Here is a 13,708-nt window from a genome sequence, read left to right as displayed (position 1 = left end):
TATCGGTGTGGCCGTCCTCGGCCTCGGCAACGTCGGGAGCGAGGTGGTTCGCATCCTGCAAGAGCACAGCGAAGACCTCGAGGCCCGCGTCGGTGCGCCCCTGGAACTGCGGGGAGTGGCGGTCCGCCGCCCCGGCAAGGACCGGGGCATACCGGAGGAGTTGCAGACCACGGACGCAGACTCGCTCGTGGCGCGCGACGACGTCGACATCGTCGTCGAGGTGATCGGCGGCATGGACCTTCCGCGCAAGCTGATCCTGTCGGCACTGAACTCCGGCAAGTCCGTCGTCACCGCCAACAAGGCCCTTCTCGCCGAGCACACCGGTGAACTCGCCGAGGCCGCGGAGCTGCACCGCGTCGACCTGTACTTCGAGGCGGCCGTCGCCGGTGCGATCCCCGTGATCCGCCCGCTCACCCAGTCCCTTGCCGGTGACCGGGTGAACAAGGTCGCCGGAATCGTGAACGGCACCACCAACTTCATCCTGTCGGCCATGGACGAAACCGGGGCCGACTATGCGGAAACGCTCGCGGAGGCGGGAAGACTCGGCTACGCCGAAGCCGATCCCACCGCCGACGTAGAGGGTTACGACGCCGCGGCGAAGGCCGCTATCCTCGCGTCCATCGCCTTCCATACGCGGGTCACCGCGGGTGATGTGTACCGCGAGGGTATCTCCAACATCACCGCTGCCGACCTGACGTCGGCGAGGGCCCTCGACTGCACTATCAAGCTGCTCTCCATCTGCGAGCGCATCCCCACACCCGACGGCAAGGAGCGCATCTCCGCACGGGTCTACCCGGCGCTGGTGCCGCTGAGTCACCCCCTCGCGTCGGTCAACGGAGCATTCAACGCCGTGGTCGTCGAGGGCGAGAACGCCGGAAGGCTGATGTTCTACGGTCAGGGCGCCGGCGGTGCCCCCACCGCGTCTGCTGTGATGGGTGATCTGGTGATGGCCGCGCGCAACAAGGTGCACGGTGGCCGCGGTCCGCGCGAGTCGAAGTACGCCAAGCTCAAGATCGCTCCCATCGGCGACATCCCGACGCGCTACTACGTCAACATGCAGGTGACGGACAAGGCCGGTGTGCTGTCGGCCGTTGCCGCCGAATTCGCCGAGCACGGCGTGAGCATTTCGACGGTGCGGCAGGAAGGCGCGGGCGACGGCGCCCGGCTGGTGGTCGTTACCCATGTCGCGACCGACTCCGCGTTGTCGGAAACCGTTGAGGCATTGAGTAAACTCGAATTCGTCACCGCTGTGACCAGCGTGCTGCGACTGGAAGGCACCGAACAATGACCGGCACCCGCAACCCCGTGCACACTCCGTGGCCGGGGCTGATCGAGGCCTACCGTGACCGCCTCGCGATCGGACCGAACTGGAAGACGGTGACCCTCCGTGAAGGCGGCACGCCGCTGCTTCCCGCCGGGCACCTGTCCGAGATCACGGGCTGCGACGTCTACCTCAAGGTCGAGGGTCTCAACCCCACCGGCTCCTTCAAGGACCGCGGGATGACGATGGCCGTGACCGACGCCCTGGCGCGCGGTCAGCAGGCTGTGCTGTGCGCGTCGACGGGCAATACGTCCGCCTCGGCGGCCGCCTACGCCGCCAAGGCGAAGATGAGCTGCGCGGTGCTGGTGCCGCAGGGCAAGATTGCCATGGGCAAGCTGGCGCAAGCGGTCATGCACGGCGCCCGGATCATCCAGGTCGAGGGTAACTTCGACGACTGCCTCGAGCTGGCGCGCAAGACTACGGCGGAGTTCCCGACCATCGGCCTGGTCAACTCGGTGAACCCGGTCCGGATCGAAGGCCAGAAGACCGCGGCTTTCGAAATTTGTGATGCGTTGGGCAACGCTCCGGACGTCCACGCGCTTCCCGTCGGCAACGCCGGCAACATCACCGCCTACTGGCGGGGTTATTCCGAGTACTACGCCGACGGGCTCACGAGCGTGAAGCCTCGCATGCTGGGCGTTCAGGCGGCAGGTGCGGCCCCGCTCGTCCACGGTGCACCCGTCAAGGACCCGGAGACCATCGCGACGGCCATCCGCATCGGTTCGCCCGCGTCCTGGAACGGCGCGGTCACCGCGAAGGAGGAGTCGCACGGGGCCTTCCGCGCCGCGACGGACGAGGAAATCCTCGAGGCGTACCGGCTGATCGCCTCCACCGAAGGTGTGTTCGTCGAACCCGCGTCGGCGGCGAGTGTCGCAGGACTGCTAGCCGCCCGGAAGGAAGGCTGGCTCGACTCCGGACTCACCGTGGTCTGCACGGTCACCGGCAACGGATTGAAGGACCCGGATACTGCACTCGCCGGTATGCCTGTCGTGCAACCCATTCCGGTTGATCCTGTCGCTGTCGCGTCGGCCCTCGAGCTGGCGTAGTGGTGGCGCCCACGCCCATCACGCCGCAGGATCAGACCGCAGACATGACACAGACCCTGCCCACCGGGCTCACCGTGACTGCCCGTGTGCCGGCGTCGAGCGCCAATCTCGGGCCCGGATTCGACACCCTCGGCATCGCGCTCGGGCTCTACGACGAGATCACGGTCACCACCACGGGTTCGGGTTTGAAGATTCGTGTCGAGGGTGAGGGCGCAGAGGACGTGCCGTGGGGCCCCTCCCATCTGGTGGTGCGCGCGATCGAACGTGGTCTGGAGTCGGCCGGCGTGTGGGCGGAGGGCCTCGACGTCGTGTGCCGCAATGCAATACCGCACTCGCGGGGCCTGGGGTCGTCCGCGTCTGCTGTGGTCGGCGGGTTGGCCGCGGCCAACGGTCTCGCGATGAAGCTCGATCCCGCACTCGGCCTCTCGCCCGACCAACTGGTCCAGTTGTCGTCCGAGTTCGAAGGGCACCCCGACAACGCTTCGGCGAGCGTGCTGGGCGGCGCCGTGGTGTCGTGGAGTTGTGAAGACCAGGAATCCGCGGGCACCTCCACGTCGGGGAACCGCTACTACGCGGTGCCCCTGACGGTGCATCCCGCGATCCGGGTCATCGCCCTGATCCCGGGTGAGCGTTCGTCAACCGCTCACACGCGGGGATTGTTGCCCGAGGTCGTGGCGCACCGTGACGCCGCGTTCAACGTCAGTCGCGGCGCTCTCGCTGTGGTGGCGCTCACGGAACGGCCGGACCTTCTGATGCCGGCCACTGAGGATCGGCTCCACCAGGTTCAGCGGGCTCCCGCGCTCCCGCTGACCACCCGGTGGATCTCCTTGCTGCGGAAAGCCGGCATTGCCGCGGCGGTCTCCGGTGCGGGACCGACAGTCCTCGCGTTGAGTACAGAGCCGCTACCGGACGATCTCCGAGTACAGGCGGAGGCCGAGGGGCTGCAGGTGCTCGAACTCGACGTCGCCGAAGGCGTCCGGATCAGCTGACACGCCGGAAACGGGTCTTCTTGCCCCTACGGTCGTTCACAGCTATCCTGGGCAATGTCCGTACATCGTGCGCATCAGACGCCGGTGCTTCACCAGGGCGATTACTCCAGGTCAATCGGGGTTGGCAGCTCCTGGCACGATCCTCCGCACTTTCTGTTGTGTAGGGATTGCGAGTGCGCCTGTTCAAGGTGATGTGATGGCGGGCAAGCCGGCAGTTCAGCTAAGCAACGACGTACGGCACATCCGAATCCGGTACTGAACCGGATTACGGGACGAACCCTCGACTCTGCGCAGCGCGAGTGAGGGAAGGAAAGGACCTCCGTGACCGATACGGACCTCATCGCCGCTCCTGCGGACGCCTCCTCGGTGGATACCGTTGGCGCGCAGGCAGGCGACTCTTCACAGGCGTCATCGACCGCACCGGAAAACGGTGCAGTGACGGCCTCCACAAAGCGCGCCGAGGCGCGCCGAGGTGCCGGGCTGTCCGGGATGGTGCTGACCGAGCTCCGTGCCCTTGCGGGCGAGCTCGGTATCAAAGGCATTTCAGGGATGCGTAAGGGCGACCTGATCGCCGCGATCAAGGATCGGCAGGGCGCCGCGTCGGCGTCGGCGGCTGCGACGACCGAGGCCGCGCCCCGCACCCGGACGTCCCGCACCAAGCGTGAGCAGCCCGCGCAGACTGCCCTCGACGTGTCTCCGCAGCAGGAGACCGCCGAGAAGGCGGCCGAAAGCAAGGCGCCCGAACCTGCAGTTGCCGACGGCAGCGCGGCCGACACCGATGTCCCCGAGGGGGGCCGACGCGGACGTCAGCGCCGTGGCTCCTCCCGCCGGGCAGGTGCAGGTGCCCCTGAGCAGGGCGACCAGGCCGACAGCGGCCAGGACGCTCCCTCGCAGAATGCTGCCGCCCAGAATGGCGTCGACACCCAGCAGGCCGAGCGCAAGCAGGTCGACGACCGTCAGGACAGTGCGGAAAAGTCCGGAAGGCAGGACGGCTCCGGCGAGCAGTCCGGCGACCGCACGCGGCGTGAGCGTGGGGACAACCGCGGCAGCGACCGTGGTGACCGCACCGACCGGAACGACCGCGGCGACACCCGCGAGCGGGACCGCGGTGAGACGCGCGAACGTGACCGCGACCGGGGTGATCGCAACCAGGGCAGCAACAACGGCCCGCGCACGAGCGAAAACCGTGACAACCGGGGCGACGACGAAGAAGGCGGCCGCGGACGACGTGGACGGCGCTTCCGCGAGCGTCGTCGTGGGCGCGACCGCGGCGAAGGCGGCGGCGGTGACGTACGCGAGACGGAAATCCGGGAAGACGATGTCCTGCAGCCGGTAGCCGGCATCCTCGACGTCCTCGACAACTACGCTTTCGTGCGGACGTCCGGGTACCTCGCGGGCCCCAACGACGTCTACGTGTCGATGAACCTCATCCGCAAGAACGGACTTCGCCGCGGCGACGCGATCACCGGTGCGGTCCGGGTTGCACGCGAGGGTGACCAGGGCAATCAGCGCCAGAAGTTCAACCCGTTGGTGCGTATCGACACGGTCAACGGCGGCGACATCGAGGCGGCGAAGAAGCGCCCAGAGTTCGGGAAGCTCACCCCGCTGTACCCGAATCAGCGGTTGCGTCTCGAGACCACACCGAACATCCTCACCACCCGCGTCATCGATCTCGTGATGCCGATCGGTAAGGGTCAGCGCGCGCTCATCGTGAGCCCGCCGAAGGCCGGTAAGACCAGCGTTCTGCAGGCCATCGCCAACGCGATCGCGACCAACAACCCGGAGTGCTACCTGATGGTCGTGCTGGTCGACGAGCGTCCAGAAGAGGTCACCGACATGCAGCGATCGGTCAAGGGTGAGGTCATTTCCTCGACCTTCGACCGCCCGCCGGGAGACCACACCTCGGTCGCCGAGCTCGCCATCGAGCGTGCGAAGCGTCTGGTGGAGGCCGGTAAGGACGTCGTCGTCCTTCTCGACTCGATCACTCGTCTCGGCCGCGCGTACAACAACTCGTCGCCGGCGTCGGGCCGCATCCTGTCCGGTGGTGTCGACTCGACCGCGCTGTACCCGCCGAAGCGTTTCCTCGGTGCAGCCCGCAACATCGAGAACGGCGGTTCGCTCACGATCATCGCGACGGCCATGGTCGAGACCGGTTCCACCGGCGACACCGTGATCTTCGAGGAGTTCAAGGGAACCGGTAACGCCGAGCTCAAGCTCGACCGCAAGATCGCGGAACGGCGGGTGTTCCCGGCTGTCGACGTCAATCCTTCGGGAACGCGTAAGGACGAGCTGCTGCTCAGTCCGGATGAGGCCGCGGTGCTGCACAAGCTCCGCCGGGTGCTGTCTGGTCTCGATTCGCACCAGGCCATCGATCTGCTGATCGATCGCCTCAAGAAGAGTAAGAGCAATCTCGAGTTCCTCATGCAGGTGTCGAAGACCGCTCCGGGAGCGATCGACGACTGAGTGCTCGACACGGCAAAGCCCGGCGACCTGTCGCCGGGCTTTGCCGTTTCTCCAGTACAGAGCAGGTGGAATTAAATGCGGGGGAGCGGCGTTGATCTCTCCGCAAGCACACATGCCGATTGGGATCGCACTCGCGCGATCTGGCATACTGAACGGCTGAGTCCGGTTCCGGTTCACGTCTTCGAATGGCGAAGGCGACCCGGCGACCATTGAAAGGGACACCATGAAGTCAGGCATTCACCCCAATTACGTGGCCACCACCGTGGTCTGTGGTTGCGGAAACACTTTCGAGACCCGAAGCACCAAGGAGACCGGACGGATCAACGTCGAGGTCTGCTCGCAGTGCCACCCGTTCTACACCGGTAAGCAGAAGATTCTCGACACCGGTGGACGCGTCGCCCGCTTCGAGGCTCGCTACGGCAAGCGCGCCGGCAAGGGCGCAGCAAAGGAATCTGCCGAGTCCTAGCTGGTCCGCCGACGCCCGTCCTGCGATAATTGCAGGCCGGGCGTCGGCTTTTTTGTGCCGTTTCCCTCGGCACCCCGTAGTGCGCAGCGCGCGCTGAGACGAGAGTGGAGCCCATCATGGCAGGGACGACCCAGCCGTCGGCGATCGACGACATCCTGGCCGAACATGCCGGCCTCGAGCAGCAGTTGTCCGACCCAGCGCTGCACAACGACGCCTCCGCGGCCCGCAAAGCCGGGAAGCGTTTCGCCGAGCTTGCGCCCATCATGTCGACGTACAGCAAGCTCAAGGCTGCGCAGGACGATCTCGCAGCCGCGCGTGAGCTCGCCGTCGACGATTCCAGCTTCGCGGCCGAGGTGCCCGCACTCGAGGCCGAAGTGCTCGAGCTCGACAAGGCACTGACGGATCTCCTCGCGCCGCGCGACCCGCACGATGGTGACGACGTGGTACTCGAAGTGAAGTCGGGCGAGGGCGGTGAGGAGTCGGCGTTGTTCGCGTCCGACCTCGCGCGTATGTACGTCCGGTACGCCGAGCGGCACGGGTGGCGCGTCGAGGTTCTCGATGCGACAGTGTCCGACCTCGGTGGATACAAGGACGCGACACTGTCGATCAAGTCGAAGGGCGAGGTTCGGGACGGGGTGTGGGCCCGTCTGAAGTTCGAGGGCGGCGTCCACCGCGTGCAGCGCGTGCCCGTCACCGAGTCGCAGGGCCGGGTACACACCTCGGCTGCCGGCGTCCTGGTCTATCCGGAACCGGAAGAGGTCGAGGAGGTGCAGATCGACGAGACCGATCTGCGCATCGATGTCTACCGTTCCTCCGGTAAGGGCGGTCAGGGTGTGAACACCACCGACTCGGCGGTGCGGATCACGCATCTGCCCACCGGAATCGTTGTGACATGCCAGAACGAGCGCTCCCAGCTACAGAACAAGGCGCGGGCCATGCAGGTGCTGGCCGCTCGCCTCCAGGCAGCGGCCGAGGAAGCAGCAGACGCCGAGGCATCGGCCGGGCGGCAGAGCCAGGTGCGCACGGTCGACCGCTCCGAGCGCATCCGCACCTACAACTTCCCGGAAAATCGCATCACCGATCACCGAATCGGCTTCAAATCGCACAATCTCGATGCCGTCCTGGATGGTGAATTGGACGCTCTCCTCGACGCGCTGGGCAAGGCGGATCGTGAGGCACGGCTCGCCGCGGAGTAACGCGGTACCCAGGACCGGAGTATCACCGTTCCCAGGGCGTGGCAGTCTGTACCCGTGAGCCGACTTCCCCTTCGCCTGGCCCTGATCGATGCAGCCGCGCAACTCGACGAGGCAGGGGTGCACAGCGCCCGCGCGGACGCCGAGATGCTGGCTGCCCATCTGCTGGGGGTGGAGAGGACCCGATTGGGTCTCGTGCCGCTGGTCGACGAGTCGGTGATCGACGCCTACAAGAAGATGGTCGAACAGCGCGCCAAGCGAATCCCGCTGCAGTACATCCTCGGAACCGCCGCCATGGGTGACATCGACATCGAGGTCGGTCCCGGCGTCTTCGTTCCGCGCCCGGAGACCGAACTTCTCCTCGGGTGGGCGCTCGCGTTCCTGGGAAGCTGCGATCAGCACCCACCGGTCGTCATGGATCTGTGTACCGGGTCGGGTGCGCTCGCGCTCGCCATTGCCCACGCCCGCCCCGACGCCGTCGTGCACGCCGTCGAACTCGAACCGCACGCGCTCGCCTGGGCGCGGCGCAATGCCGATGCCCGCGCTGGAGCGGGCGACACCCCGATCAAGCTGTACCAGGGCGACGTCACCGACCGGACGATCCTGACCGGCCTCGAAGGTGCAGTCGACCTCATCGTTGCCAACCCGCCGTACATTCCCGAGGGCGCGGAACTCGAGCCGGAAGTGGCGGATCACGACCCGCACAGCGCACTCTTTGCCGGACCGGACGGATTATCTGTGATCAAGCCGATGATCTCGAATGTCGCGCGGTGGTTGAGGATCGGGGGAGCAGTGGGAATCGAGCACGACGACACCAATGGTGCGGACGTTGCGGCGCTGTTCGCGGCGCGTCGGGTGTTCGGTGACGTCGCGGAACACCCCGACCTCGCGGGCAAGCCCCGCTTCGTGGTGGCTCGGCGCATCGCGACCGATGTCGAGGCGCAGCGTGCGGAGGCCGCCGGCGAGGATGAAAGAATGAGCCGGTGAGTACCGTTTACGACTGTGGCCGCCCCGATTCCCGCGCCGCCGGAATGAGTGCGGCCAAGAACGCCCTGAAGGCTGGACGACTCGTCGTCCTGCCCACGGACACCCTCTACGGGATCGGCGCCGACGCATTCGACGGCGATGCGGTCGCCGCGTTGCTGCGGGCGAAGGGCCGTGGCCGCGATATGCCTGTGCCGGTTCTCGTCGGATCATGGAACACCATCGACGGCCTCGTGTACAGCGTGCGCCCGCACACCCGCGACCTCATTCGGGCCTTCTGGCCGGGTGGCCTGAGTCTTGTTGTGGAGCAGGCTCCTTCGCTGGCGTGGGACCTCGGTGATACGCGCGGGACGGTGATGCTTCGCATGCCCCTGCATCCGGTCGCCCTCGAACTGTTACGTGAAGTCGGACCGCTCGCGGTGTCGAGCGCCAACGTCTCGGGACAACCACCGGCCACCACCGTCCAGGAAGCTCGGGACCAGCTCGGCGGATCGGCCGGCGTGTACCTCGACGGCGGGCGCGCCGAACAAGGCCGGGCCTCCACCATCGTCGACCTCACCGGCGCGAGCCCCCGCATTCTCCGGGAAGGTGCCGTACCCACCGGTGACGTCGCCGACGTCCTCGGGGTGTCGGCGGAGAGTCTGCTCGAGGGGACCGCGACGGCATGACCGGGCTGCGCGGGGCAACGGTAGCGTCTGCCCAGTGATTGCTGCCGAATCCGCCGGCGTGGTGCTGGCTCAAGCAGGTGGGGGTGCGGGCGTCCCTCTGCGTGAACTTCTGCTCGTCCTCTTCACTGCTGCGGTGGTCACCTACCTCGCCACCGGCGCCGTCCGGCTGTTCGCCCTGCGGTTCGGGGCAGTGGCAGTGCCTCGGGACCGGGACGTGCACGTCACGCCCACGCCCCGACTCGGGGGCGTCGGAATGTACCTGGGCATGCTGGTCGCTCTGTTGTTCGCCCAGCAGCTACCCGCGCTCACCCGGGGATTCGAGTTCACCTCCGACATCCCCGCGGCCCTGGTGTCGGGGTTCGTCATCGTTCTCGTGGGGGTGGTCGACGACCGGTGGGGTCTCGACGCGCTGACCAAGTTCGTGGGCCAGGTGACGGCCGCCGGAATCCTCGTCGTGATGGGCGTCAGCTGGTTCATCATCTACGTTCCGTTCGGCGATGGCACCACGGTGATTCTCGACCAGCTGCAGGCGGGACTGGTCACGGTGGCGGTCGCCGTGGTGATGGTCAATGCCATGAACTTCGTCGACGGCCTCGACGGTCTCGCCGCAGGTCTCGGGCTGATTTCCTCGCTCGCGATCTGCGTGTTCTCGGTCGGCTTGCTCCACGATCAGGGCGGTGATGTGAGCGCCTATCCGCCGGCGTTGATCGCCGCAGCACTGGCAGGCGCCTGTCTCGGTTTCCTGCCGCACAACTTCCAGCCTGCGCGCATCTTCATGGGCGACTCCGGATCGATGCTGATCGGCCTGATGCTCGCGGCCATCTCGACCAGCGCCTCCGGCCGCATTCCGCTGACCGCCTACGGCACCCGCGACCTTCTGGGTCTTCTGTCGCCACTGCTGCTCGTCGGCGCCGTCATGTTCATCCCGATCCTCGACCTGCTGCTTGCCGTGGTCCGGCGTACGCGCGCAGGCGTCAGTCCGTTCAGCCCCGACAAGATGCATCTTCACCACCGCCTCCTGCAGATCGGGCATTCACATCGGCGAGTGGTCCTGCTCATCTACTTATGGGTCGGCGTACTGGCGTTCGGTGCGGTCGGATCTGCCTTGTTCGACCGCCGCGTAGTGGTGCTCCTGGTGGCCGGCGGACTCGTCTTCGCGCTGGTGGTCACGGCGGTACCTTCCATCCGGGGGCAACAGCACGACCGCCAGACGTGAGGTCACGGTTGCGGTGCGCCGAGGACGATCCACTACCCTTGGCGACCGTGACGTTCATCCCCGCGCCTGCTCCCGATCACACCGCCTCGTTGCGGGCCGCCGTCCGCTACGGCGTCCTCGGCCTGATCGTGCTGGCAGTGGTCGGTTCCATCGTTGCAACTCTGCTCGCAGGTATGCCTGGTCTCTACGGCGCGCTGTTGGGCGCGGCGGTCGGCGGAGGGTTCATCCTCTGCACGGCCCTCGGGGTGTTGTTCACGGCCAAGCTTCCCGCCATGACTGCGGGGGCGGTGCTGCTCGGTACCTGGCTGTTGAAAATGATCCTCGCGATCACGGTCCTGGCGATCCTGAAACCGCTCGACTTCTACGACAAAACGGCGTTGGTATTGGTCATCGTGTTGTCCTTGGTGATCGTGCTCGGTGCGGAAACCTATGGGGTACTTGGCGTGAAGGCCCCGTACGTGGAGCCACGCGCAGCGGGCGATGCCGAACCGGGGGAGAAGGACGCTCAGTAGTACTACGGGATGTAGTAAAATTGAATCGAGCCGGACCCCGTCTACACAACGTCGTAGATGACTTGATAAGGTCTGGGTCAAGCGAGAGCAATGAGACGGCGAGTAAGTTACTGGCTGGTATTGCATGCTTGCAGGCGGTCGTACTTTCAAGGCCGCCGAGTCGACGAGAGTCGCCGACACCGACAGACGCTGGACTCCCTGGAGTCCACAGCAGCTGACGAATACGCGAGTCGAGCTTGTCGACTTGTTTGATCGTCAATGTCCGATCGAACCGCAGTCAACGAAGGCTGCGGACCGACTACGGGAGAGAACGCTGAGCGTCATCAACGTGGCTGCTGGAGAATTCCATCCGCCTTCCCTGAACGACTTCTTCCCGCCCGCGGTCCTGTTCGAAGGGACTCCGTTCGAACTCGACCGCCTGATGCTGGTTCGCATCCTGCTGTCCGCCCTCATGATGATCTTCTTCGTCATCGCGATGCGCAGCCCGAAGATCATTCCCCGCGGTGTCCAGAACATCGGCGAGATCGCTCTCGACTTCGTCCGGATCAACATCGCGGAAGAGATTCTCGGCAAGGAACAAGGCAAGCGCTTCCTGCCCGTCATCACGACGATCTTCTTCCTGGTGCTCGCCAGCAACCTCGGCAGCATCATCCCGTTCATCAACATCTCGCCCAACGCGCGTATCGGCATGCCGTTGGTGCTCGCTGCCCTGGCGTACATCGTCTTCAACTACGTGGGCATCAAGAAGTACGGGTTCTTCAAGTACGTCAAGAGCAGCATCGTGGTTCCCGGCGTCCCGCTTCCCCTGCACTTCCTGCTCGTGCCGATCGAGTTCATCTCCACCTTCGTCCTGCGGCCGTTCACGCTCATGGTGCGTCTCATGGCCAACATGCTGGCCGGCCACATCCTGCTGGTGCTGTTCTTCAGTGCCACCCAGTTCTTCTTCTTCACCTCAGGTGGCTTCCAGGCCGTGTTCGGTGTGGCATCGCTCGCCGCCGGCATTGCATTCACCTTCTTCGAACTGCTGGTGATCTTCCTGCAGGCCTACGTCTTCGCGCTGCTCACGTCGGTGTACATCGACCTGGCTCTGCACGCGGATTCGCACTAGCACCAACATCTCCACGACCAGCTACACCAAGAACTGAGCCTCCCGCCGAATCCGGCGGAGGTCAACAGAAAGGGAACGGAACACCATGAGCCTCGCCTACCTCGCTCAGGAAGCTGTCCAGGAAACCAACTCGACGGGATTCGGAGCCATCGGCTACGGTCTCGCCGCGATCGGCCCCGGCATCGGCGTGGGCATCGTTGTCGGTAAGGCGATCGAGGGCATGGTTCGCCAGCCCGAGATGGCCGGACAGGTTCGTACCACCATGTTCCTCGGTATCGCCTTCACCGAAGCTCTCGCGCTGATCGGCCTCGTCGCCGGCTTCATTTTCTAAGACCGTCATGGCAACCAACATCGCATTGCTCGCGGCAGAGGAAGAGGCACACAACCCTCTCCTGCCCGCGACGTATGACATCGTTTGGTCGCTCGTCTGCCTGCTCGTCGTCGGCTTCGTCTTCTGGAAGTACGTCCTTCCGATGTTCCAGAAGGTCCTTGCCGAGCGAACCGAACAGATCGACGGCGGCATCAAGAGGGCCGAAGAAGCCCAGGCCGAGGCGAAGGCGGCGCTCGAGCAGTACCGTGCCCAGCTCGCCGAAGCTCGCACCGAAGCTGCGCAGATCCGTGAGGACGCGCGCACCCAGGGGCAGCAGATCCTCGCCGAGATGAAGGCACAGGCTCAGGAAGAGAGCGACCGCATCGTGGCCTCCGGTCACAGCCAGTTGGTTGCTCAGCGGCAGCAGATCGTCACCGAACTGCGTGGCGAACTCGGACGCACCGCGGTCGACCTCGCTGAGAAGGTCATCGGGGAGTCGCTCTCCGACGACGTCAAGCGGGCCGGCACGGTCGACCGATTCCTGAACGAGCTCGACGCCATCGGCGCAAATTCCGCAGCAGGGAAGTGAGCACCATGTACGCAGCGAGCCGTGAGGCCTTGACGCAGACACGTGCTGCGTTGTCTTCGGCCTTGGGATCCGTCTCTGCCGGAGCAGCCACCGCGGCCGCGGCCCAGACCGGGGCAGAGCTGTTCACGGTCGTCGAGACCCTGGACGTTCAGCGCACTCTTCGTAGCGCGCTGGCGGACAACTCGGCGGCCGGGAGTGCTCGCGAAGGCCTGGCCGAGCAGGTGTTCGGTGGCAAGGTCTCCGCGGAGACCCTCGCCACCGTGAAGGCGGCGGTGGGCCAGAACTGGTCCACCACCTCCGACCTGCTCAACTCGCTGGTGCTTCTCGGCCGGGAGTCGCTGCTGAAGGCAGCGGCCGACCAGGGACAGCTCGACGGGGTCGAGGACGAATTGTTCCGTCTCGGTCGAATCGTCGCAGGTGACCCGACACTCGAACAGGCGCTTTCCGATCGATCCGTCTCGGCGAAAGCCAAGCGTGACCTGCTCTCCAAGCTGCTGTACGGCAAGGTGACTGCAGTCACGGAGGCGCTGGCCGTTCAGGCAGTGGGCAGGTTGAAGTCGACCGCCCCCGCGGATGCGTTCGACGCATTGGCGAATCTGGCGGCAGCTCGGCGAGAAGCCGTCGTCGCGAAGGTTCGGAGCGCTTCTACACTGAGCAGTGAGCAAACCGATCGGCTGGCCGCCGCCCTCACCCGTACCTACGGGAAGCCGGTGACGGTTCACGTGGAGGTCGATCCCGAGCTCCTCAGCGGCTTGGTCGTCCGGGTGGGCGACGAGGTTATCGACGGCAGCGCAGCGGGGCGTCTCGCAGCGTTGCGGAAGTCCCTCAAGTAGTCCGCTTCCG

14 protein-coding genes are annotated in these 13,708 nt (G+C 65.8%); all 14 read left to right on the top strand.

Going from position 1 to position 13,708, the window contains the following annotated elements:
* Position 1: 1 nt before the first annotated feature.
* The 14 genes from JQT59_RS27020 to JQT59_RS26955 all read left to right on the top strand — a co-directional run bounded on the left by JQT59_RS27020 (position 2) and on the right by JQT59_RS26955 (position 13,698).
* Positions 2–1,288 carry a homoserine dehydrogenase gene (locus JQT59_RS27020; protein ID WP_109334992.1) on the top strand — a complete coding sequence of 429 codons (1,287 nt, stop codon included), beginning with the start codon at positions 2–4 and terminating at the stop codon, positions 1,286–1,288.
* Positions 1,285–2,367: a threonine synthase gene (thrC, locus tag JQT59_RS27015; protein WP_213572672.1), complete on the top strand. Its 1,083-nt coding sequence runs from the start codon at positions 1,285–1,287 to the stop codon at positions 2,365–2,367. Before JQT59_RS27020 ends, thrC begins: the two co-directional genes overlap by 4 nt.
* A gap of 44 nt (positions 2,368–2,411) precedes the next feature.
* Complete coding sequence (thrB, locus tag JQT59_RS27010; RefSeq protein WP_213572671.1) at positions 2,412–3,356, top strand: homoserine kinase; 945 nt, start codon at positions 2,412–2,414, stop codon at positions 3,354–3,356.
* Positions 3,357–3,677: 321 nt separating this feature from the next.
* Entirely contained in the window at positions 3,678–5,819 is a 2,142-nt protein-coding gene (gene rho / locus JQT59_RS27005) for a transcription termination factor Rho (protein ID WP_213572670.1), read from the top strand.
* A 223-nt stretch (positions 5,820–6,042) separates the two neighbouring features.
* Positions 6,043–6,285 carry a 50S ribosomal protein L31 gene (gene rpmE, locus JQT59_RS27000; protein ID WP_109328687.1) on the top strand — a complete coding sequence of 81 codons (243 nt, stop codon included), beginning with the start codon at positions 6,043–6,045 and terminating at the stop codon, positions 6,283–6,285.
* Between the two features lie 116 nt (positions 6,286–6,401).
* Positions 6,402–7,481 carry a peptide chain release factor 1 gene (gene prfA, locus JQT59_RS26995; RefSeq protein WP_109328689.1) on the top strand — a complete coding sequence of 360 codons (1,080 nt, stop codon included), beginning with the start codon at positions 6,402–6,404 and terminating at the stop codon, positions 7,479–7,481.
* Between the two features lie 54 nt (positions 7,482–7,535).
* Positions 7,536–8,465 carry a peptide chain release factor N(5)-glutamine methyltransferase gene (prmC, locus tag JQT59_RS26990; protein ID WP_213572669.1) on the top strand — a complete coding sequence of 310 codons (930 nt, stop codon included), beginning with the start codon at positions 7,536–7,538 and terminating at the stop codon, positions 8,463–8,465.
* Entirely contained in the window at positions 8,462–9,130 is a 669-nt protein-coding gene (locus JQT59_RS26985) for an L-threonylcarbamoyladenylate synthase (RefSeq protein ID WP_109328693.1), read from the top strand. Before prmC ends, JQT59_RS26985 begins: the two co-directional genes overlap by 4 nt.
* 34 nt (positions 9,131–9,164) lie before the next feature.
* Positions 9,165–10,346 (top strand): glycosyltransferase family 4 protein, encoded by a 1,182-nt coding sequence (locus JQT59_RS26980; protein WP_109328695.1) that lies wholly within the window; start codon positions 9,165–9,167, stop codon positions 10,344–10,346.
* A gap of 38 nt (positions 10,347–10,384) precedes the next feature.
* A complete protein-coding gene (locus tag JQT59_RS26975) occupies positions 10,385–10,858 on the top strand; it encodes a Cg1360 family ATP-synthase-associated protein (RefSeq protein ID WP_159921206.1) in 474 nt (157 codons plus the stop codon).
* 328 nt (positions 10,859–11,186) lie between these two features.
* Complete coding sequence (gene atpB, locus JQT59_RS26970) at positions 11,187–11,966, top strand: F0F1 ATP synthase subunit A (protein ID WP_109334994.1); 780 nt, start codon at positions 11,187–11,189, stop codon at positions 11,964–11,966.
* Between the two features lie 85 nt (positions 11,967–12,051).
* Entirely contained in the window at positions 12,052–12,297 is a 246-nt protein-coding gene (locus JQT59_RS26965) for an ATP synthase F0 subunit C (RefSeq protein ID WP_005252955.1), read from the top strand.
* A 7-nt stretch (positions 12,298–12,304) separates the two neighbouring features.
* Positions 12,305–12,865 (top strand): F0F1 ATP synthase subunit B, encoded by a 561-nt coding sequence (locus tag JQT59_RS26960; protein ID WP_213572668.1) that lies wholly within the window; start codon positions 12,305–12,307, stop codon positions 12,863–12,865.
* A 5-nt stretch (positions 12,866–12,870) separates the two neighbouring features.
* Positions 12,871–13,698 (top strand): F0F1 ATP synthase subunit delta, encoded by an 828-nt coding sequence (locus JQT59_RS26955; RefSeq protein ID WP_204164906.1) that lies wholly within the window; start codon positions 12,871–12,873, stop codon positions 13,696–13,698.
* Positions 13,699–13,708: the final 10 nt, after the last annotated feature.

Origin of the sequence: Rhodococcus sp. USK13, from assembly GCF_018343855.1 — a bacterium.
Classification (GTDB): Bacteria; Actinomycetota; Actinomycetes; order Mycobacteriales; family Mycobacteriaceae; genus Rhodococcus_F; species Rhodococcus_F oxybenzonivorans.
This window is presented reverse-complemented; position numbering and strand designations above follow the sequence as displayed.